The 21,703-nt window shown below is 38.2% G+C and carries 20 protein-coding genes; 17 read left to right on the plus strand and 3 right to left on the minus strand.

Features of this window, described 5'->3' with window-relative positions:
• The first annotated feature begins 51 nt into the window (after nt 1–51).
• The 16 genes from mraZ (at nt 52) to ileS (ending at nt 17,921) form a co-directional block, all read left to right on the plus strand.
• Entirely contained in the window at nt 52–537 is a 486-nt protein-coding gene (mraZ, locus tag IGL48_RS03775; protein WP_002383402.1) for a division/cell wall cluster transcriptional repressor MraZ, read from the plus strand.
• Between the two features lie 14 nt (nt 538–551).
• On the plus strand, nt 552–1,508 hold the full coding sequence (gene rsmH, locus IGL48_RS03780; RefSeq protein ID WP_002355891.1) for a 16S rRNA (cytosine(1402)-N(4))-methyltransferase RsmH: 957 nt from the start codon (nt 552–554) through the stop codon (nt 1,506–1,508).
• A 16-nt stretch (nt 1,509–1,524) separates the two neighbouring features.
• Complete coding sequence (gene ftsL / locus IGL48_RS03785; RefSeq protein ID WP_002358883.1) at nt 1,525–1,932, plus strand: cell division protein FtsL; 408 nt, start codon at nt 1,525–1,527, stop codon at nt 1,930–1,932.
• Nucleotides 1,932–4,160 carry a penicillin-binding protein gene (locus IGL48_RS03790; RefSeq protein ID WP_010777493.1) on the plus strand — a complete coding sequence of 743 codons (2,229 nt, stop codon included), beginning with the start codon at nt 1,932–1,934 and terminating at the stop codon, nt 4,158–4,160. The genes ftsL and IGL48_RS03790 overlap by 1 nt, the downstream gene beginning before the upstream one ends.
• 27 nt (nt 4,161–4,187) lie before the next feature.
• Nucleotides 4,188–5,153 carry a phospho-N-acetylmuramoyl-pentapeptide-transferase gene (gene mraY, locus IGL48_RS03795; protein ID WP_002368238.1) on the plus strand — a complete coding sequence of 322 codons (966 nt, stop codon included), beginning with the start codon at nt 4,188–4,190 and terminating at the stop codon, nt 5,151–5,153.
• Nucleotides 5,154–5,175: 22 nt separating this feature from the next.
• On the plus strand, nt 5,176–6,546 hold the full coding sequence (murD, locus tag IGL48_RS03800; RefSeq protein WP_010777494.1) for a UDP-N-acetylmuramoyl-L-alanine--D-glutamate ligase: 1,371 nt from the start codon (nt 5,176–5,178) through the stop codon (nt 6,544–6,546).
• Nucleotides 6,547–6,550: 4 nt separating this feature from the next.
• On the plus strand, nt 6,551–7,642 hold the full coding sequence (gene murG / locus IGL48_RS03805) for an undecaprenyldiphospho-muramoylpentapeptide beta-N-acetylglucosaminyltransferase (RefSeq protein WP_002355896.1): 1,092 nt from the start codon (nt 6,551–6,553) through the stop codon (nt 7,640–7,642).
• Nucleotides 7,643–7,650: 8 nt separating this feature from the next.
• On the plus strand, nt 7,651–8,775 hold the full coding sequence (locus IGL48_RS03810; RefSeq protein ID WP_002368241.1) for a cell division protein FtsQ/DivIB: 1,125 nt from the start codon (nt 7,651–7,653) through the stop codon (nt 8,773–8,775).
• Nucleotides 8,776–8,948: 173 nt separating this feature from the next.
• On the plus strand, nt 8,949–10,271 hold the full coding sequence (gene ftsA, locus IGL48_RS03815) for a cell division protein FtsA (RefSeq protein WP_002355898.1): 1,323 nt from the start codon (nt 8,949–8,951) through the stop codon (nt 10,269–10,271).
• A gap of 26 nt (nt 10,272–10,297) precedes the next feature.
• Entirely contained in the window at nt 10,298–11,530 is a 1,233-nt protein-coding gene (gene ftsZ / locus IGL48_RS03820; protein ID WP_002355899.1) for a cell division protein FtsZ, read from the plus strand.
• Nucleotides 11,531–11,546: 16 nt separating this feature from the next.
• Nucleotides 11,547–12,224, plus strand: a complete 678-nt coding sequence (locus IGL48_RS03825; RefSeq protein ID WP_002358890.1) for a YggS family pyridoxal phosphate-dependent enzyme — start codon at nt 11,547–11,549, stop codon at nt 12,222–12,224.
• Between the two features lie 13 nt (nt 12,225–12,237).
• Nucleotides 12,238–12,882 carry a cell division protein SepF gene (locus tag IGL48_RS03830; RefSeq protein ID WP_002358891.1) on the plus strand — a complete coding sequence of 215 codons (645 nt, stop codon included), beginning with the start codon at nt 12,238–12,240 and terminating at the stop codon, nt 12,880–12,882.
• A 28-nt stretch (nt 12,883–12,910) separates the two neighbouring features.
• Nucleotides 12,911–13,168 (plus strand): YggT family protein, encoded by a 258-nt coding sequence (locus tag IGL48_RS03835; RefSeq protein ID WP_002355902.1) that lies wholly within the window; start codon nt 12,911–12,913, stop codon nt 13,166–13,168.
• 26 nt (nt 13,169–13,194) lie between these two features.
• Complete coding sequence (locus tag IGL48_RS03840) at nt 13,195–13,977, plus strand: RNA-binding protein (protein WP_002355903.1); 783 nt, start codon at nt 13,195–13,197, stop codon at nt 13,975–13,977.
• 151 nt (nt 13,978–14,128) lie between these two features.
• Nucleotides 14,129–14,830: a cell division protein DivIVA gene (gene divIVA / locus IGL48_RS03845; protein WP_002355904.1), complete on the plus strand. Its 702-nt coding sequence runs from the start codon at nt 14,129–14,131 to the stop codon at nt 14,828–14,830.
• A gap of 310 nt (nt 14,831–15,140) precedes the next feature.
• Nucleotides 15,141–17,921 (plus strand): isoleucine--tRNA ligase, encoded by a 2,781-nt coding sequence (gene ileS / locus IGL48_RS03850; protein WP_010824487.1) that lies wholly within the window; start codon nt 15,141–15,143, stop codon nt 17,919–17,921.
• Between the two features lie 51 nt (nt 17,922–17,972).
• Here ileS and zwf read toward each other — a convergent pair whose 3' ends face one another.
• The 3 genes from zwf to IGL48_RS03865 all read right to left on the minus strand — a co-directional run bounded on the left by zwf (nt 17,973) and on the right by IGL48_RS03865 (nt 20,703).
• Nucleotides 17,973–19,496 (minus strand): glucose-6-phosphate dehydrogenase, encoded by a 1,524-nt coding sequence (zwf, locus tag IGL48_RS03855; RefSeq protein ID WP_002355906.1) that lies wholly within the window; start codon nt 19,494–19,496, stop codon nt 17,973–17,975.
• Complete coding sequence (locus IGL48_RS03860) at nt 19,496–20,164, minus strand: metal-dependent transcriptional regulator (protein WP_002358896.1); 669 nt, start codon at nt 20,162–20,164, stop codon at nt 19,496–19,498. The genes zwf and IGL48_RS03860 overlap by 1 nt, the downstream gene beginning before the upstream one ends.
• A gap of 170 nt (nt 20,165–20,334) precedes the next feature.
• A complete protein-coding gene (locus IGL48_RS03865; RefSeq protein ID WP_002355908.1) occupies nt 20,335–20,703 on the minus strand; it encodes a DUF4828 domain-containing protein in 369 nt (122 codons plus the stop codon).
• Between the two features lie 198 nt (nt 20,704–20,901).
• Between IGL48_RS03865 and sfsA the strand changes: the two genes are divergently transcribed.
• Nucleotides 20,902–21,633: a DNA/RNA nuclease SfsA gene (gene sfsA / locus IGL48_RS03870; protein ID WP_010824488.1), complete on the plus strand. Its 732-nt coding sequence runs from the start codon at nt 20,902–20,904 to the stop codon at nt 21,631–21,633.
• Nucleotides 21,634–21,703: the final 70 nt, after the last annotated feature.

Consider the following 21,703-nt stretch of genomic DNA (forward strand, 5'->3'; position numbering starts at 1 on the left):
TTTTAAATAACAGTTAAAAAATAGAAGTTTTTAGATTTATAGTGGTAGAAAGTGGTGGGATGTGGTAGACTTGTTCTATCAAGTGGAAAAGCGGGTGTATTGGCTATGCTTATGGGTGAATACCAACATAATATCGATGCCAAAGGCCGCCTAATCGTTCCATCAAAGTTTCGTGAGGAACTTGGTGAAAAATTTGTGGTAACGAGAGGGATGGATGGCTGTTTATTTGGTTATCCTTTAAATGAATGGTCACAACTTGAAGCAAAACTTCAAGAAATGCCCTTAGCTAAGAAAGATGCACGTACATTTGTACGATTCTTTTATTCCGCTGCAACAGAATGTGAGATTGATAAGCAAGGTCGTATCAATATTCCGGCGAATTTACGAACACATGCCAGTTTAGAAAAAGGCTGTGTTGTTATCGGCGTCTCTAACCGAATTGAAATTTGGAGTGACGAACGTTGGCATGCATTCTCTGATGAAGCTGAAGAAAACTTTGATGAATTAGCAGAAACAATGATTGATTTTGGATTTTAGGAATGAGGCAAATGATGACTGAAGAATTTCGCCATTACACCGTTCTTTTAAAAGAAACAGTGGATGGATTACAAGTGAAGCCGGATGGCGTATACGTAGATTGCACACTCGGTGGTGCCGGACATAGTGAATACTTACTGACACAATTGAATGAGCACGGTCATTTATATGCCTTTGATCAAGACCAAAAAGCGTTGGCACATGCTAAGACTCGTTTGCAGAAATATGTAGACAAAGGTCAAGTGACCTTCATCAAATCAAATTTTAGAAATATTAAAGAAGAATTGGCAGAACACGGGGTGTTCCATGTTGATGGAATTCTATACGATTTAGGTGTTTCTTCACCACAATTAGATGAAGCAGAACGTGGTTTTAGCTATCATCAAGACGCGCCCTTAGATATGCGCATGGATCAAGACGCACCCTTGACGGCTCGCGAAGTGGTGAATACGTATAGCTATAGTGAGTTAGTAAAAATTTTCTTTCGTTATGGGGAAGAGAAATTTTCGAAACAGATTGCTCGAGAAATTGAACGTGTTCGCGAAAAGCAACCAATTGAAACAACAGGTGAACTCGTTGAGATTATTAAGACGGCGATTCCAGCTCCAGCAAGACGCAAAGGTGGACATCCTGCAAAACGAATTTTCCAAGCAATTCGCATTGCCGTTAATGATGAATTAGGGGCAGTTGAAGAGTCGCTAGAACAAGCAATTGATTTGCTAGCGAAAAATGGCAGAATCAGTGTGATTACGTTCCATTCGTTAGAAGATCGTATTGTTAAAACAATGTTTAAAGAATACAGTACGGTACAAGATTTGCCACCAGGCATTCCAGTGGTACCAGAAGAATTTCAACCAGAATTAAAAGTAATTACCAGAAAACCAATTTTACCAAGTGACAGTGAGTTATCTGAGAATAATCGTTCACGAAGTGCGAAGTTACGCATTGCCGAAAAAATAAAATCTAGATAGAGAGAGGGGTAGACACATGGCTGAATTGAAGAAAGTAAATGATTTCCATTATGAAGCACCAGAAATGGATCAGCCAACTGTGGCAACAGAGCAAGACAGAAAAATGCAAGAGGAAACACTACCTGTCCCCACTCTATTACCCAAAAAGAAACTAAAAAATGTCTCTTTACTAGAAAAATTAATCGGTGTTGTATTAGTTTGTGCAACGATTGGTATTGCAATTGCGACAATTCAAGTAAGAACGACAATTGTCCAAACCATGAACGATATTACAGAAACACAAGCAGTCATTAAAGAAAAGGAAGATAACGCTTTGAAATTGGAACAAGAAAGAAGCGAACTTTCTAAATCAGATCGAATCAAAGATGTCGCTAAAAAACAAGGACTAGAAAATAACGGCGACAATGTTAGGACTGTTAAATAATGAGTAAAAGACATAAATTTAAACAATTCATGAAAAAGAAAAACTTAAATCCGATGAACAATCGTAAAAAAGTAGGCATCATTTTATTCGCTACGAGTATTGGATTGTTCTTTTTATTTGCCTTTAGAACGACATACATTGTGGCAACAGGCAAAGTAGCCGGTGTGTCACTAAAGGAAAAAACAGCTTCTTTATATGAAGGAAGCCAAGTGGTAAAAGCTAAGCGAGGATCAATTTTAGATCGATATGGTAATCCAATCGCAGAAGATGCTACTTCCTATTCGTTATATGTCGTATTATCAAAAAAATATACGGGACAAAATAATGAAAAGCTATATGCGGAGAAAAAAGACTTCGATGATATTGCTGAAATTTTAGCGAAATATACCAAACTAGACAAAAAAACAGCATTGAAATACTTGAATAATGGGATCCATGAAGATGGGTCAACACAATATCAAGTGGAATTTGGTACGGGTGGTCAAAACATCACCTTGGAAACACGCCAAAAAATTGAAGCAGATTTGAAAAAGAAAAAAATCTCAGGTGTTTATTTCAATGAACATCCAGCCAGATTATATCCCAATGGGCAGTTTGCTTCTCACTTTATTGGCTATACAAAAGCAGCCAATCCAGATGATGATAAAGAAGGCTTAGTAGGCGCGATGGGACTAGAACAGGCCTATAATGATATTTTAAGCGGAACCGATGGCCGTGTGTATTTTGAAAAAGATATTTACGGTAATGCCTTACCAGGAACTGTGGCGGAAGAGAAAAAAGCAGTGGATGGTCAAGATATTTACACAACGCTAGATAGTCGCTTGCAAAATACCTTAGAAGATTTGATGACGCAAGTTAATGAAAAATATGAACCAGTTTCCATGACTGCCATGTTAATGGAAGCAAAAACAGGCGAAATTGTTGCCATGTCTCAACGGCCAACATTTAATCCTGAAACGAAACAAGGATTAGACAATAATGGCACGTGGCAGAACCTATTGGTTGAAAGTCCGTATGAACCTGGCTCAACGCTTAAATTATTTACGTCGGCGGCTGCCATTGAGCAAGGATTGTTTAATCCAAATGAATCATTTAACCGTATAGGTGGTATCACTGTTGGTGACACCACGATTAACGACCATGATGTCGGCAATTTAAAAGACAAAACGTCTTTAACTTATCGTCAAGCTATTTCTTGGTCTAGTAATATCGGAATGGTGAACTTGGAACAACGAATGGGTGGCGACAAGTGGGTCGAATATTTGAAAAAATTTGGGTTTGGTTCAAGCACACATTCAGGTTTAACTTCAGAACACACTGGGAAACTTCCAGATAATAATATTGTTGATCGGGCCAATTCAGCTTTTGGTCAAGGGATTACGGTTACTAATTTCCAAATGATGAAAGGTTTCTCAGCTATTGCAAATGACGGTTCAATGTTGCAACCTCATTACATCAGCAAAATTGTTGACAAAAATACAGGAAAAGAAACGATTACGGAACCACAAATCGTAGGAACCCCAATCAAAGCGCAAACAGCTCAACAGATTCGTACGTACATGATTGATACTGTTGAAGACCCGACTTACGGGATTGCGTATGATATTTATAAAGTACCAGGCTATCATGTTGCTGCCAAAACAGGAACTGCCCAGATTTCAGATGGTAAAGGGTACGTTGATGGAGCAAGTCAAGTCTTGTCTTCTGTAGTGGAAATGGTCCCAGCGGATAATCCTGAATATGTTTTGTATATTACACTTAGACAAGCAAAATCAGGTTCGCCTTCAGAAGCAATGGCGGCAATTGCAAACCCATTAATGAAATTAGCGTTAGACATTAAAGAGACAGATCCGGAAACAACGAAAGTAGCTTCTGATAAAGTCACAGTTGCTGATTATAAAAACATGACACCAGCGGAAGCGTTGGCCAATGCCAAAGTGAACGGGGTGGATCCTGTGATTATCGGTGATGGTGAAAAAATCAAGAAACAATCAACACCGTCTGGTCAAACATTAATGCCTAATCAGAAATTGATTTTGATCACAAATGGAACGAACTATATGCCTGATTTAACCGGCTGGTCGAAGAGCGATGTTACCAAGTTTGGTGATCTATTAGGTTTGACTGTCGAGTTTAAAGGTGAAGGCTATGTGACGAAACAAAGTATCGCTGCTGAAACTGAAATTACGGAGAAAAAATTAACCGTGACTTTAGAAGGCACAGAATAATAACGTAGAATAATTAGGAGAGATAACATGGAGTGGACACAGATTTTTATTCCCATAGTGGTGAGTTTTGCCATTACAGTGAGCGTAATGCCACTATTCATTGGCTATTTTCAAATGAAAAAACAAGGGCAGGTTACTCGTGAAGATGGCCCAACTTGGCATAGCGTGAAAACAGGTACCCCTACAATGGGGGGAGTCGTTTTCCTTGTAGCCAGCTTGATTACTTCATTAGCAATGGGGTTGTTCTTCCACCAATTTACGCCGTCTCTACTAATTATTCTATTTATTTTAGTATTATACGGTTTGTTAGGATATTTAGATGATTTCATTAAAGTCTTTAAAAAACGGAACATGGGCTTAAACTCTCGTCAAAAATTAATTGGTCAAATTTTTGGTGGGTTGGTTTTCTACTTTGTTTATCGAAGTGAAGGCTTTTCAGACACCTTAGATTTGTTTGGATTAGCAGAAGTTCCGTTAGGTATTTTTTATGGCGTGTTTATTATTTTTTGGTTAGTCGGTTTTTCTAATGCCGTGAATTTGACAGATGGGATTGACGGCTTAGTTGCTGGTTTAGGAACAATTTCATTTGGTACTTATGCAATTATTGCCTGGAAACAACAACAATTTGATGTTGTGATTATCTGTCTAAGTGTGATTGGTGGGCTGATTGGCTTTTTCCCTTATAATAGAAAACCAGCAAAAATTTTCATGGGTGATGTTGGTTCATTAGCATTAGGTGGATTGTTAGCAGCAATTTCAATTATTTTGCATCAAGAATGGACGCTACTTTTAATTGGACTTGTCTACGTTTGTGAAACAGCAAGTGTTATTTTACAAGTTGCTTCATTTAAATTATTTGGTCGACGGATTTTTAAAATGTCACCAATTCATCACCATTTTGAAATGTGTGGTTGGTCTGAATGGAAAATTGATTTTGTCTTTTGGTCTGTCGGTTTAATCTGTTCAGGAATCACATTATGGATTCTTTTCTAATCTATCAAAGGGGAAATTGACAATGAAAAAAATAACAACCTATCAAAACAAAAAAGTGTTGGTTTTAGGACTAGCTAAAAGTGGTGTCAGCGCAGCGAAACTCTTACATGAGTTAGGTGCGCTCGTTACCGTTAATGACGCAAAACAATTTGATCAAAACCCTGACGCCCAAGATTTATTAACCTTGGGTATTCGTGTTGTTACAGGGGGGCATCCAATTGAATTGTTGGATGAAGAATTTGAACTAATCGTTAAAAATCCTGGTATTCCTTATACAAATCCACTTGTGGCAGAAGCACTAACTCGGAAAATTCCTATCATAACTGAGGTGGAATTAGCAGGTCAAATTGCCGAATGTCCAATTGTCGGCATTACGGGCACCAATGGCAAAACAACCACGACCACGATGATTGGTTTACTGCTAAACGCTGACAGAACGGCTGGTGAGGCGCGTTTGGCGGGAAATATTGGTTTTCCAGCGAGTACGGTGGCTCAAGAAGCAACAGCCAAGGATGATCTTGTGATGGAACTTTCTAGTTTTCAGTTAATGGGAATTGAGACGTTTCACCCACAAATTGCAGTAATTACAAATATTTTTGAAGCACACTTGGATTATCATGGTTCGCGGAAAGAATATGTTGCTGCAAAATGGACCATTCAAAAAAACATGACCGCAGAGGACACCTTGATTTTAAATTGGAATCAAGTAGAGCTTCAAACGTTAGCCAAAACCACAGCTGCCAACGTATTGCCTTTTTCAACGAAAGAAGCAGTAGAAGGGGCTTATCTTTTAGATGGGAAATTATATTTTAATGAAGAATATATTATGCCCGCCGATGAGCTAGGGATTCCTGGTAGTCACAATATTGAAAATGCACTCGCAGCGATTTGTGTAGCTAAATTAAAAAATGTATCGAATGTTCAGATTAGACAAACTTTGAAAAACTTTTCGGGCGTTCCCCATCGAACGCAATTTGTTGGCGAAGTTCAGCAAAGACGTTTTTATAACGATTCAAAAGCAACCAATATTTTAGCTACAGAGATGGCGTTAAGTGGGTTTGACAACCAAAAGCTACTTTTACTTGCGGGTGGCTTGGATCGCGGTAACTCATTTGATGAATTGGTTCCTGCTCTGCTGGGACTCAAAGCAATTGTTTTATTTGGAGAAACTAAAGAAAAATTGGCGGAAGCTGCTAAAAAAGCGAACATTGAAACAATTTTATTTGCTGAAAATGTTCAAACGGCGGTTACCATTGCCTTTGATTATTCGGAAAAAGATGATACTATTTTACTATCACCTGCTTGCGCAAGTTGGGACCAATACCCGAATTTTGAAGTACGCGGGGAAGCCTTTATGCAAGCTGTTCAACAATTAAAAGAAAGTGAAATGTGAGAAAATGAAGATACTAGTAACTGGTGGTGGCACAGGTGGGCATATCTATCCTGCGTTATCCTTCGTCGAACACGTCAAAAAAGAAGCACCTGCAACAGAATTCTTGTATGTGGGAACAGAAAATGGTCTAGAAAGTCAAATTGTGCCAAAGGCGAAAATTCCATTTAAAACGATTAAAATTCAAGGATTTAAGCGTTCGCTAAGTCCTCAAAATTTTAAAACAATTTATTTATTTTTAACAAGCATTAATAAAGCAAAAAAAATTATTCGTGAATTTCAACCAGATGTGGTCATTGGTACAGGCGGTTATGTTTCTGGTGCAGTGGTTTATGCGGCCCACCAATTAAAAATACCGACAATTATTCATGAACAAAATAGTATCCCCGGAATGACAAATAAATTTTTAAGTCGTTATGTGGATAAAATTGCGATTTGTTTTCCGGATGTCGCTAGTTTTTTCCCGAAAGAAAAAACAATTTTAACAGGGAACCCGCGGGGACAAGAAGTCGTAACGGTGGAAAAGTCAGCTATTTTATCAGAGTTTGGCTTGGATCCAGCAAAGAAAACGGTGGTTTTATTTGGCGGAAGTCGTGGCGCCTTGAAAATCAATCAAGCGTTTGAACAGGCCTTTCCTTTGTTTGAAGAGAGAGAGTATCAAGTTTTATACGCTTCAGGAGAAAGATATTATCAGGAACTTCAAGAAAGTCTAAAGCTTTCTGAAAAGAAATTGACAAACATAAGTGTGCAACCGTATATTGATAAAATGGTTGAAGTGATGGCTAATACCGATTTAATGGTGGGACGTGCAGGAGCAACCTCAATTGCGGAGTTCACCGCATTAGGATTACCAGCAATTTTAATTCCGAGTCCTTACGTCACGAATGATCATCAAACGAAAAACGCGCAAAGCTTAGTAAAAGTTGGTGCTGTTGAAATGATTCCAGATGCAGAATTGACCGGCGCTCGTTTAGTTGCGGCAATAGATGATATTTTATTAAACAATGAAAAAAGACAACAGATGGCAACGGCGTCCAAAGGGGAAGGCATCCCAGATGCAAGTGATCGTTTGTATCAAGTTGTGAAAACGTTAGTCTGAGATAGGAGGTGTGGAAGATTAGTAACGAGAACGATATATTCAAAAAAAGAAAACCATTACCTCCAAAAAAATCGGAAGAGTCTCAACCTGAACTGACACCTTGGCAAAAACAAAACCAAGAATATTTGAAGAAGCAAGCGGAAGAAGCTGCTTCAAAAGGTGAAAACGAACAAGCAGAAGTCACCATCACTTTACAAGAACAAAGTCAAGAAGAGCCTCAACAACATCTTCCACAAGAAACAGTGGAAGAAGAGGAGCATTTTGCAGATCGTTTACCGAATGTTAAGAAAACACGGAACAAGCGTTTATATAGGCGTTTAGCCTTTATTTTAACTTGTTTAGGGACAGCCATTTTAGTGGCATTGTATTTTGTTTCGCCTCTTAGTCGATTGAGTGAAGTAACAGTTTCAGGTAACAAAAGTGTGGAGAGTCAAGCGATTATTCAGCAGTCAAAACTTGAAACGGGCAGTGGCTTATGGGAGCAGTATTCAAATAGAAATTATTTTTCTGCAAATATTCAGAAAAAGTTTCCAATTATAAAAAAGGCGAACATTAAGTTAAATGGTATTAATTCATTTAAAATTGATATTCAAGAGTACCAAATTGTCGCTCTTGCTGCGACTAAAGGCGGCTATCATCCGATTTTAGAGAATGGTAAAACTTTGGCGGAAACCACCAAAGCTGCTGAAAGTGGCAAACCAATTTTTGAGAATTTCAAAGAGGATAAATTAATCCCTGAATTAATGGCCTCTTACAACAAATTACCTCAAGAAATTAAACAAGGAATTTCAGAAATTAAATATGCACCATCAAAAACCAATAAAGACTTGATTAATGTCTATATGAATGATGGAAATCGAGTGATTGTTAATATTTCTGATTTAAGTGAAAAAATGGCTTATTATTCACAAGTAGCCGAGCAAATGGACAAACCTGGAATCGTTGATATGGAAGTCGGCATTTTTTCTTATCCGTATGAAAAAGAAAGTGAAGAAACGGGCAGTGAAGTTTCCGAAGATTCAGCGGTTGAAAATCAAGAAGTTGTGGACCCAAATGCAGGCGTAGCAACGGATGAAGCGAATAACGGTACGCCGACAAATGGAGAAAATCAAGAAGTGCAACAAGCAGAATAAGTTTTTTACAAAAATGTTTCAAAAATTAACGAACAAATTCGTATAATCTGCTTTCTAAAACCCCCATTTTTATGGTAAAATTGGAAGAAGTGAATAATACTAAAAAAGAGATAGTTAAACGGACGCCTTTGTCCGCTTAGATATTGGAATTAATAGGAGGAGGAATTCCGTTCATGGCAAAAACAGGAATGTATGTAGGCCTCGATATTGGTACAACTTCTGTCAAAGTAGTTGTCGCTGAATATATTGAAGGTCAAATGAACATCATCGGCGTTGGAAATGCAAAATCAGACGGTTTGAATCGAGGGATTGTCGTCGATATTGATCAAACAGTTCAAGCAATCCAACGGGCCGTTCGACAAGCCGAAGAAAAAGCCGGCATTCAAATTAAAAGCGTAAATGTTGGATTACCAGCGAATTTATTAGAAGTAGAAAGCTGTCAAGGAATGATAGCTGTTAGCAGTGAATCAAAAGAAATTACAGATGAGGATGTGCGCAACGTCGCATCTGCAGCTTTGGTTCGTTCAACTCCTCCTGAACGTCAAATTGTTGCAATCTTACCGCAAGACTTTACCGTCGACGGCTTTGAAGGCATCAAAGACCCACGTGGAATGCTTGGCGTTCGCATGGAGATGTTTGGCGTTGTCTATACTGGACCAAAAACAATCATCCATAACATCCGTAAATGTGTTGAAAAAGCTGGCTTAGGAATTAACGAATTAGTGATTACACCGCTTGCTTTAACAGAAACAATTTTAACAGATGGCGAAAAAGACTTTGGAACAATTGTCATTGATATGGGTGGCGGTCAAACAACGACATCTGTTATCCACGACAAACAATTGAAATTTACTCATGTTAACCAAGAAGGCGGCGAGTTCATCACGAAAGATATCTCAATCGTATTGAATACTTCTTTTAACAACGCCGAAGCCTTAAAAATTAATTATGGGGATGCTTATCCAGAAAGAACTTCAGCAAACGAAGAGTTTCCTGTTGACGTTATCGGTAAGTCAGAGCCTGTAAGAGTGGACGAACGTTACCTTTCAGAAATTATTGAAGCGCGTGTGGAACAAATTTTGAGAAAATCAAAAGAAGTTCTGGATGAAATTGATGCGTTTGAATTACCTGGAGGCGTTGTGTTAACTGGTGGCGCCGCTAGTATGCCAGGTATTGTCGATTTGGCGCAAGAGATTTTTGAAGCCAACGTAAAACTATACGTACCAAATCACATGGGCTTACGTAACCCAGTCTTTGCTAATGTCATTAGCATTGTGGAATATTCAGCGCAACTAAACGATATTTATCACATTGCCAAATATGCAATCCCTGGTGAAAAATCGAAACCAGCACAATCAGTCGCTGTCCAACAAGAAGTTCGCTATGACACATATGCTGAACAGCCTCAAGAAGAATACGAAGAATTCAACGAACGTGAGTCTGGTGAAAAAGTGACAGGCAAAATCAAAGACTTCTTCTCGAACATTTTCGACTAATCACACAAACAGGAGGATACGATATCATGGAATTTTCATTAGACAATAACATTAACAACGGTGCAGTCATTAAAGTTATCGGTGTAGGTGGCGGCGGCGGAAACGCTGTAAACCGTATGATCGAAGAAAACGTTAAAGGCGTGGAATTTATCACAGCCAATACAGACGTTCAAGCATTAAAACATTCAAAAGCAGAAACAGTGATTCAATTAGGCCCTAAATACACTCGTGGCTTAGGTGCCGGTTCACAACCTGAAGTTGGCCAAAAAGCTGCAGAAGAAAGTGAACAAGTGATTTCAGAATCATTACAAGGCGCGGATATGATTTTCATTACTGCTGGTATGGGTGGCGGAACTGGTACAGGTGCTGCCCCAGTAGTTGCAAAAATCGCTAAAGAATTAGGCGCTTTAACAGTTGGTGTAGTAACTCGTCCATTTAGTTTTGAAGGTCCAAAACGTGGTCGTTTTGCTGCTGAAGGAATTGCCTTATTAAAAGAAAACGTTGATACACTATTAATTATCTCAAACAACCGCTTATTAGAAGTCGTTGACAAGAAAACGCCAATGCTTGAAGCATTTAGAGAAGCTGATAATGTATTACGTCAAGGTGTTCAAGGGATTTCAGATTTAATCACTGCACCAGGTTACGTAAACTTGGACTTTGCTGACGTGAAAACAGTGATGGAAAACCAAGGAACAGCTTTAATGGGAATTGGTGTAGCGAGCGGCGAAGAACGCGTAATTGAAGCAACGAAAAAAGCTATTTCTTCACCATTGTTAGAAACATCAATCGATGGTGCGGAACAAGTCTTATTAAACATTACTGGTGGCTTAGACATGACCTTGTTTGAAGCACAAGATGCTTCAGATATCGTTACAAATGCTGCTTCAGGTGATGTGAACATCATCCTAGGTACATCAATCAATGAAGATTTAGGCGACGAAATTCGTGTAACAGTAATCGCTACAGGTATTGATGAATCAAAAAAGGATAGAAAACCGCACCGTCAAACAAGACAAGCGGTTCAACCAATGCAACAAACAACTCAATCTGTGGAAATGGATCAACCAAAATCACAAGAAGAAGCAAGTGCTTTTGGCGATTGGGATATTCGCAGAGAACAAAATACACGTCCAAAAGTTGATGAATCTTCATTAGAACAAGTAGACAAAAAAGAATTTGACACATTCCACCGTGAAGAACCAAATCACAATGATGACGAATTAAGTACGCCACCATTTTTCCGCAGAAAACGATAAGGAGCATCGATTAGAAATGATAGCTGAAAACTTAACAAATATTAATAATCAACTTCAGCTAGCATGCAAAAGCTCACAGCGCTCTGTTGCTGATGTGACAATGATTGGCGTCACTAAATCAGTAGGAATTGAGGAAGCAGCAGAGCTTGTTCAGCTTGGTGTCCAGAATTTAGCTGAAAACCGAGTAGATAAGTTACTAGAAAAGAAAGCTGGATTGGAAAAATTTAATGATATTCAGTGGCATTTAATTGGTAATTTACAACGTAGGAAGGTAAAATTAATTATTAATGAGATAGATTATTTTCATGCATTAGATAGTCTGAGTCTGGCCAAAGAAATTCAAAAAAGAGCAACGAAAGTTATTCGTTGTTTTGTTGAAGTGAATATAACTGGGGAAGAAAGCAAGCACGGCTTTCGTAAAGAAGACGTCTTACCTTTCATTCAAGAACTTGCTGATTTGGACAAAATTCAAATCGTCGGTCTAATGACTATGGCACCTTTTGGGGCAAGTGAAGAAGTATTACATGCAACATTTAGAGAATTAAAAGAGCTGCAAATGACCGTAAATGAGAAACATTTATCTTTTGCTCCTTGTACAGAACTTAGCATGGGAATGAGTAACGATTTCCCAATCGCAGTTGAAGAAGGTGCAACTTTTATACGAATCGGAACAGCGTTATTCAGAGATGCGTAAAGGAGAGGAATTTATGTCAATTTTTAACAAGGATGCGTTATCGAGCTTTTTTGGCTTATCTGGCGAAGAAGATGATTATTATGATAACTACGAAGAATATGAAGAGCGCAAAGCAGTTAATGAACCACCGCGTCGTGCAGCTCGGCCTAAACCACAACGCCCTGTTCAACAACAGGAAAGTTACAATCAGCCAGCTTATACACAACAAAGTGAGCCTGTAGTTGAAAAACCTTCTGCACGCTATCGTTCTGCTGAAGCGCATCAAGAAAGAGACACACAACAAGCTGCTTACACAGAGAAAAAAGTGGTTTCTATGCGTAGTTCTAATCAATCAGCGACTACGAATACAAGACGAGCACAAGAAAGCACCGCCAATGCAAAAACACATAAAATTACTATTATTGAACCACGTGTGTATTCAGAAGCAATGAGCATTGCGAAACATTTATTTGCTGAAGAAGCTGTGCTAGTTAATTTTACATTAGTAGAAGAAGACCAAGCACGACGCATCGTTGATTTCTTAACTGGTACTGTGTATGCTTTAGACGGAGATATTCAGCGCGTTGGCAATGAAATCTTCTTATGCACACCAGCGAATATGGAAATTGATAGTGCGACAGCACAATCTTTAGCCAACAAACAATTCTTTGATTTCTAAGCCTTAGGGAGGTGTTATTATCGCAACACTGATTACTCTATTATACAAAGGCGTTCAAATCTATTCAGGATTACTAGTGATTTACGCGCTACTTTCATGGTTTCCAGGAGCATATGATTCTGCTTTCGGGCGTTTGCTCTCTAGAATTTGTGAACCATACTTAAGTTTGTTTGACCGTTTGAATTTAAGGATTGGAATGGTTGGATTTAACGTAATGGTAGGGATTATTGTCCTTAACCTAGCAGCGGGTGGCTTAGCAGTCATTTTACGAGCTATTGTTTATTAATAACTTTTAGAAAGGATGATTTATCTATGAACGCAAATGTGTATCAACATTTCCGCAAAGATGAACATCCTTTTATTGACACTGTCGGGGATTGGCTAGAGCAAGTGGAGATGCAATACGCGCCTTATTTGACAGACTTTCTTGATCCTAGACAGGCGTATATTTTGGAAACTTTGATTCGACAAAACAGTGATTTATCGTTTACTTTTTATGGTGGTTATGAGCAAGCAGAACGAAAACGCTGCTTGATTTATCCAGCGTATTACATACCAGAAGAGACAGATTTTGGTGTTGTATTATTTGAAATTATTTATCCATCTAAATTTGCGACATTATCTCATGGGAAAATTTTAGGCACCTTGATGAATGTTGGGGTTCGTAGGGAAGCCTTTGGAGATATTATTTCCGATGGTGATAAGTGGCAGGTTTTTATAGCACAAGAAGTAGCTGGCTTCGTTGTTAACCAAGTCGACAAAATTGGTAAAATTACTGTTCGTTTAGAAGAGCGGGATTATACACAAATTTTGATACCGAAGGATGGTTGGCAAGAAGAGCGAACGACTATGAGCTCTTTGCGGCTGGATAGTGTGATTTCCGCCGTATTTAATATTTCAAGGCAGCGATCAAAACAATTGATCGAATCTGGTAAAGTAAAAGTCAATTGGACAGAAACGACACGACCAGATTTTGCTTTAGACTTATTAGATATTGTTTCGATACGAGGATTTGGGCGCCTTCAGATTCAAGAATTAGAAGGAAAAACAAAGAAAGAAAAATTTCGTGTCCTCTTAGGGGTATTGAGAAAATAATCTCGAACTTTTGTTTAAGAAAACCATTTTGGCTGTTCATTCAGACGAAGTTGTGTATAATAAAAAAAGTAAGATATTTGCTATTTCAGGATTAGTATGAGAATGTGTTCATAAGGGGTTTTACAAAAATAATCCAAAGAGGTGAAGGAATATGGCATTAACTCCATTAGATATTCAAAACAAAGACTTCTCAACAAAAATGAGAGGCTATAACCAAGACGATGTAGATGACTTTTTAGATCAAGTCACACGTGATTATGAAGATGCATTACAAAAAAATCGTGAACTTGAGAAATCATTAAAACACGCAGAAGAAAAATTACAATACTTCAATGAATTGAAAGATGCATTGAACCAATCAATTATTGTTGCACAAGATACCGCTGATAAAGTGAAATCAAGTGCCAATAAAGAATCAGAAATGATTATCACTTCGGCAGATAACCAAGCCAAAGAAACCTTGGTAGAAGCTGAACGTAAATCAAATGCAATGATTGCAGATGCTGAAGCAAAATCAACACAAATCTTAGCAGAAGCAATTGAACGTGCCCGTCAATTAGCTGGGGAAACAGAAGACTTGAAGAAGAAAACACGTGTCTTCCATCAACGCTTAAGCTTAATGCTTGAAACTCAATTAGAGCAAGTAAAGAGTGAAGAGTGGGAAGAGATTTTAAAGCCTTTTTCTAGTTATGTCGGAGACAAACATACAGCAGTTAAGGAAATTCTTGATGAACAAGACCTTGACAACGAAAATGAAACTGTTGTAAACTCTGAAGAGAACACAGATGCTGTAGTAGAAAAAAAGCCTGTAATTGAAGTCACTGAAGAAACAATTGAAGAAGAATCAAAATAGATAGAACAGAACGTTTAATGTTTATTCTTAGCAGCGAGTCAATGATAGTGAAAGTTTGACAGACACTGGCATTAAACAGATCCTCTATCCTAGATGCAGTTCTGAACACTTGAGTAGGAACTGCCGGATAATTACCGTTATCAATTTCAGAGAAAGTAGGGGCAACTCTACTTTGAATTTGGGTGGTAACACGAGTACTTCGTCCCTTGGGATGGAGTACTCTTTTTTTATCTACTTTTATCAGCTATCGTTCATCTTTAGTATGAACTAACACAATTAAATCGATAAAATGAAAGCGAGGCAAATGCATATGAAAATGAAAGAAACATTGCAATTAGGAAAAACAGCTTTTCCAATGCGTGGGAACTTGCCAAACCGTGAAGCAGAATGGCAAAAAGATTGGGAAGAAAAAGGCTTATATGAACAACGTCAAAAATTAAACGAAGGAAAACCAACCTTTGTTTTACATGATGGCCCTCCCTATGCAAACGGAAATATTCATTTAGGACATTCTTTGAATAAAATCAGTAAAGATATTATTATTCGTTCAAAATCAATGTCTGGTTTCCGTTCTCCTTATGTGCCTGGTTGGGATACTCATGGTTTACCAATTGAGCAAGTGTTAACCAATAAAGGGGTTAAACGTAAAGAAATGACTGTCGCTGAGTATCGCGAAAAATGTAAAGAGTATGCCTTATCACAAGTCGATAAACAACGTAACGATTTTAAACGTTTAGGTGTGTCAGGCGATTGGGAACATCCATACATTACGTTAGATCCAGAGTATGAAGCAGCAGAAATTCGTGTTTTTGGTAAGATGGCAGAAAAAGGCTATATTTATAAAGGCTTAAAACCAATTTATTGGTCTCCTTCAAGTGAATCTTCTTTAGCAGAAGCAGAAATTGAATACAAAGATGTAAAATCACCTTCTATTTACGTAGCTTTTAATGTGGTCGATGGTAAAGGTCTTTTAGATAACGAGACAGCCTTCGTCATCTGGACGACAACTCCTTGGACATTACCAGCCAACTTAGGTATTTCAGTTAATCCTGATTTTACGTATGTTGAAGTGAAGGCAGACGGTCGTAAATTTGTAATTGCTAAAGATTTATTAGCAACAGTTAAAGAAGCGATTGGTTGGGAAGAAGTAGAAGTCTTGCGAGAATTTTCTGGTGAAAAATTAGATCGTATGACAGCTCAACATCCATTCTATGATCGAACATCACTTGTTATGCTAGGCGACCATGTGACGCTAGATGCCGGGACTGGCTTAGTTCATACCGCACCAGGACATGGTGAAGATGACTATATTGTTAGCCGTAAATATGATTTACCTGTTATTTCTCCTGTTGACAGCCGTGGGGTCTTTACAGATGAAGCACCTGGTTTTGAAGGAATTTTCTATGACAAAGCGAATCCAATGATTACTGAGTTATTAGAAGAAAAAGGTGCGTTATTAAAATTAGATTTCTTTACGCATAGTTATCCACATGATTGGCGTACCAAAAAACCAGTTATCTACCGTGCAACGCCACAATGGTTTGCTTCAATCTCTAAATTCCGTCAAGATATTTTAGATGAAGTTGAGAAAGTTGACTGGCTAATTCCTTGGGGAAAAACACGTTTGTATAATATGATTCGTGACCGTGGTGATTGGGTAATCTCTCGCCAAAGAGCGTGGGGTGTGCCATTACCGATCTTCTATGCTGAAAATGGGGAAGCCATCATTACGCCAGAAACAATTGAACATGTAGCGAATTTATTTGCAGAACATGGATCAAATATCTGGTTTATACGTGAAGCAAAAGAGTTACTACCAGCAGGCTTTACACATCCAGGTTCACCAAATGGCGAGTTTACCAAAGAAACAGATATCATGGACGTTTGGTTTGACTCAGGTTCTTCACATGAAGGAGTTTTACGAGAAAGAGAAGAGTTAACTTTCCCAGCAGATATGTATTTAGAAGGTTCTGACCAATATCGTGGTTGGTTTAACTCAAGTATTACAACAAGTGTTGCTATCAATGGGGTAGCGCCTTATAAATCAATTATTTCTCAAGGGATGGTTCTCGATGGCGAAGGCCGTAAGATGAGTAAATCGTTAGGCAATACTATCTTACCTGAAAAAGTTATCAATCAAATGGGGGCAGATATCTTACGCTTGTGGGTAAGTAGTGTTGACGCGGAAGCCGATGTGCGTGTCTCAATGGATATCTTAAACCAAGTATCTGAAGTGTACCGGAAAATCCGTAATACTATGCGTTTCTTGTTAGCGAATACGAGTGATTTTAATCCAGCTGAGCATACTGTAGCTTATGCTGATTTACGTTCTGTAGATAAATACATGACGGTTCGTTTAAATCAAGTCATTCAAGAAATCCGTGAAAATGGTTATGAAAAATATAATTTCATGCATATTTATCGGACAGTTATGAACTTCTTAACTGTGGATCTATCTTCTTTCTATTTAGACTTTGCGAAAGATGTCGTTTATATTGAAGCAGAAAATGATTATCAACGTCGTTGTATGCAAACTGTTTTCTATCAAACATTGGTTTCATTAACAAAATTATTGACACCAATTATTCCACATACAGCGGAAGAAATTTGGAGTTTCTTACAAGAAGAAGAAGAGTATGTGCAATTAGCTGAATTCCCAGGTTACGAAACGTTTACTAATGAAGAAGAATTGATGGATACATGGGCAGCCTTTATGGATTTCCGTGACAATGTCTTAAAAGCGTTGGAAGAAGCTCGTCATTCTAAATTAATCGGTAAATCGTTAGAAGCTAAAGTGACCGTTTATCCAAATGAACAAATTCGTCAATTAATGACAGCTGTTGATGCAGATATTGCTCAATTACTAATTGTTTCCGACTTTGAAGTATCAAAAGAAGTAGCACCTAGTGAAGCTGTTCAATTTGAAGACATGGCTATTTTAGTTGAAAAAGCAGAAGGCGAAACGTGTGACCGTTGTCGTTCCGTTCGTCAAGATGTCGGCTCAGATGAAAAATTACCAACACTTTGTGGCCGTTGTGCACACATTGTTGAAGAAAATTATCCAGAAGCGGTTGCTGAAGGATTCGAATAAACAAGGAAAAAGATCCGCTAGTCGTTAACTAGCGGATCTTTTTTGGCTTATTTATTGATCAAGTTGACCGCGGTCACGGTACCAGTTATCTGGTTGCCATTCCCAAGTAAAGCCATCTTTTTCTAATAAGTCGAAGGCAGCTTGCGGTCCCATTGTGCCAGCGGCATAATTAGGGAAAGAAACGTCTGTTTTATCCCAAGCATGTCGAATAATGTCAACAATGCGCCAAGATTGGGCAACTTCGTCCCAATGAGAGAAGTTTGTACTATCGCCATTTAGGCAGTCTAATAGAAGTTTTTCGTATGCTTCTGGACTATTTTCAGTCATTTCAGCACTTTGACGGAAATCAAGTTTCACTGGAGTTGTATTGAACCCTTGACCGATTTCTTTTCCATTTAAGGTTAATGAAAATCCTTCAGTTGGTTGGATATAGATAGTTAAAACATTCGGTGGTAAATCGGTTTTATCGCATTCTTCACACGTATCATCTTTGAAGACATTAATAGGTACTTGTTTAAAGACGATGTTAATGCGTGTGCCTTTTTCAGTTAATCGTTTACCTGTGCGAACATAGAAAGGGACGCCAGACCAACGGAAATTATCAATTAAAAATTTACCCGCAACAAAAGTTTCAGTGGATGAAGTTTCTGCCACATTCGGTTCATCACGATAGGCTGCAAATGTTTGATCAGCTAGCTGACCTTCGCCGTATTGGCCACGCACGAAATTTTGAAGGGCTTCTTCTTCAGAATAAAGGCGGATCGCACGTAAAGCTTTTACTTTTTCAGTCCGAATTTCTTTTTCAGAAAAGGCAACAGGAGGCTCCATAGAAAGCAAAGCAACGACTTGTAAAATATGATTTTGAACCATATCTTTTAGTGCACCACTGTGGTCATAATAGCCGCCACGATCCTCGACACCTAAGCTTTCAGCGAAGGTGATTTGGACATTATCAATGTAACGATTGTTCCATTGTGATTCAAAAATATTATTGGCAAAACGAATGGCTGAAATATTTTGGATCATTTCTTTGCCTAAGTAATGGTCAATTCGGAAAATATCTTGTTCAGGAAATGCAGCACGAATTTCTTCATTTAATTCGTAGGCAGATTCATAATCAGAACCAAATGGCTTTTCGATAATTAGACGATCAAAGCCTTCTTCCGAAATAATATGTTGTGATTTCAAGTGATTAACAATGGTTCCAAAGAATTGAGGGGCCATAGCTAAATAGTAAACGTGATTGCCTTCTAAGTGGTATTGTTCATTTAGGCGATCAGATAATTCTTTTAAGGTATTATAATGTTCCGTATCATTCACATTATGTGATTGGTAATAGAAATGACTAGAAAATTCAGTCGCCTCTTCGGCCGTGGGATTTAAGTCTTGAATGGTTTCACGAACGATTTCACGATAGTATTCGTCTGTCCATTCCCGACGTGCGGTACCAATCACCGCAAAACGCTCAGCTAATAATCCTTTTTTATATAAGCGGAACAGGGAAGGATACAATTTGCGTTTGGCAAGATCACCTGTCCCCCCGAAAATAGTAAATAATGCTACTTTTTCATTCATTAGTTTTCCTCACTTTCTCTAATCAACGGCTCAACAAAAATTGTGTTTGCTGCTTTAAAGCTGACGGATAATTCTTTGTTTTCATTATAAATGGTGATCGGTCCTTCATATGCAGCAATTTCTTTAATCGTGTATTCTTCTTGAATATTTAAATCAATGGAAACTAAATAATCCAGTAATTCTTTTTCGTCTAAGACACGTGCAATCCGAATTTTTGTGCCAACAGGGTAGTCTGTTAACGTTTGGCGTTTCTCTTCATGAATGGGTTGATTATCTTCGGGAATAACACCACCGTGTGGACAAAATTCTGGATGATTTAAATAATCCGCTAAACGGTTCACAAGCGTCTGTGAAGTAACATGTTCTAAAACTTCTGCCTCTTCGTGCACATCATTCCAAGTGTAATTTAAGTGCTCTACTAAAAAGACTTCCCAGATTCGGTGTTTGCGAATTAACGTACTCGCTTTTTTTAAGCCTTTTTCAGTTAATTGTACCCCTTGATAAGGAGAATGCTCAACCAAATCTTCTTTTACTAACTTTGAAATCATCTCACTAACCGAAGCTGCCGAAACATCGAGTCCAGAAACAATTTGTTTATTATTCACTTTAACTTCGTCGCCACCTAATTCAAAAATTAATTTTAAATAGTCTTCGCGATTTGGTGTCATAGGGGCTCATCCTTTCAAAAAAACATCATCCTAAGTTTATCAGAAAAAGGCGCATTTGACTATTTAATAATATTCAAGTTGTAAGAAAACTTTCTGAATGCTTTTGCAAGGGATGTAAAAAATAAATCACCCACCGCACATACTTCGTTTTATGTGTCGTGGGTGATTTATTAATTGTAAATGGCCCGTTCTAGTGTGTAGGTTTCATCGTCGGCTTCATCGTAAAGCGTCGCAGGGACACCATTTTCACATTGAATGATTAAATGGTAACCTAACTTGTCTAAGATAACTAAGCGTTTAGGGGTTAATTCAACAAGCAAGGCATGCGTTTGTTTGCCATCAATGAAAACATTGAAAGATGAGGTGATTTCCAAGGTGTGTTGCGTGGCTTTCTTCACGTCTACAAACCACCAATGTCCAGTATAGTTGTGTTGAAGCTCCTGTGGGGAAGGGAGCTGTTTATTTTTTTTCCAGAGGATAGAGCCTGCTAATCCAGTAAGTAAAGATGCACCAACCAAGAAAGTCCAATGTTTTTTCAAAGAAATTCCTCCTAACCTTCATTTTCATTTATTCGTCTTCGTTACCTTTATTATATAGAACTTGTCTAAAATATTCGACTAAATCGCTGAGAATTGACAAATATTTAATGATTGACACAAGATAGTAAAATTGTTGGTTTTGGTCTATACTTTTCCTTGTTTTTTTATGGTATAGTGTGTAAGAAAGGAAGTCTGTGTATGAAGTACTCGAATGTCCAACTTGCTTATTTTATCGAACGACCCAATCGGTTTATTGCACACTGTCGTTTAATGGAAACGAATGAAGAAGTGGTCACACATGTCAAAAATACTGGCAGAGGGAAAGAAGTTTTTTTACCAGGTGCTGTTGTGGCGCTTAGTTATCAACCATCGCCTAAAAGAAAAACAGATTACGATTTGATTGCAGTAAAAAAAGGTTCTTTTTGGATTAATATTGATAGCCAAGTACCGAATACATTAGTCAATGAAGCGTTAAAAAATGGTCAAATTGTGCTTCCTGGTTTAGTTGGTACGATCCAAACTGTTAAACGTGAGCAACGATTTGCACATTCAAAATTTGATTTTCTAGTGGAAACGGATGCAGACGAACAAGCTTTTGTCGAAGTGAAAGGCATGACTTTAGAAAATAAAGGCATCGGTGCTTTTCCTGACGCGCCAACACTTCGTGGCTTGAAGCATGTCACTGAACTAATGGCTGCAACTAAAGCGGGTTACCGCTGTTACGTTTTGTTTGTGGTCCAATTTGAAGAAATTAAGCAAGCAACGATTCACCAAGAGATGCAACCCGCCTTTGCTGAAAATGTGGGTGCTGCAATTGATCAAGGTGTGCAAGTCCTTGCTTACAATTGCCACGTAACACCAGCAACGATTGAACTTAAGTCACAGGTAACCTTTGATTTATTACAGGCATTTGATGATCCTAATAAATAACTTGAAGAACTCCTAGCGTTTTAAGGCAGGGTAATTACGTGACTTTTGTACGAGAGATTACTATTATAAA

The sequence above is a fragment of the Enterococcus sp. DIV1090 genome (assembly GCF_050537975.1).
Classification (GTDB): Bacteria; Bacillota; Bacilli; order Lactobacillales; family Enterococcaceae; genus Enterococcus; species Enterococcus faecalis.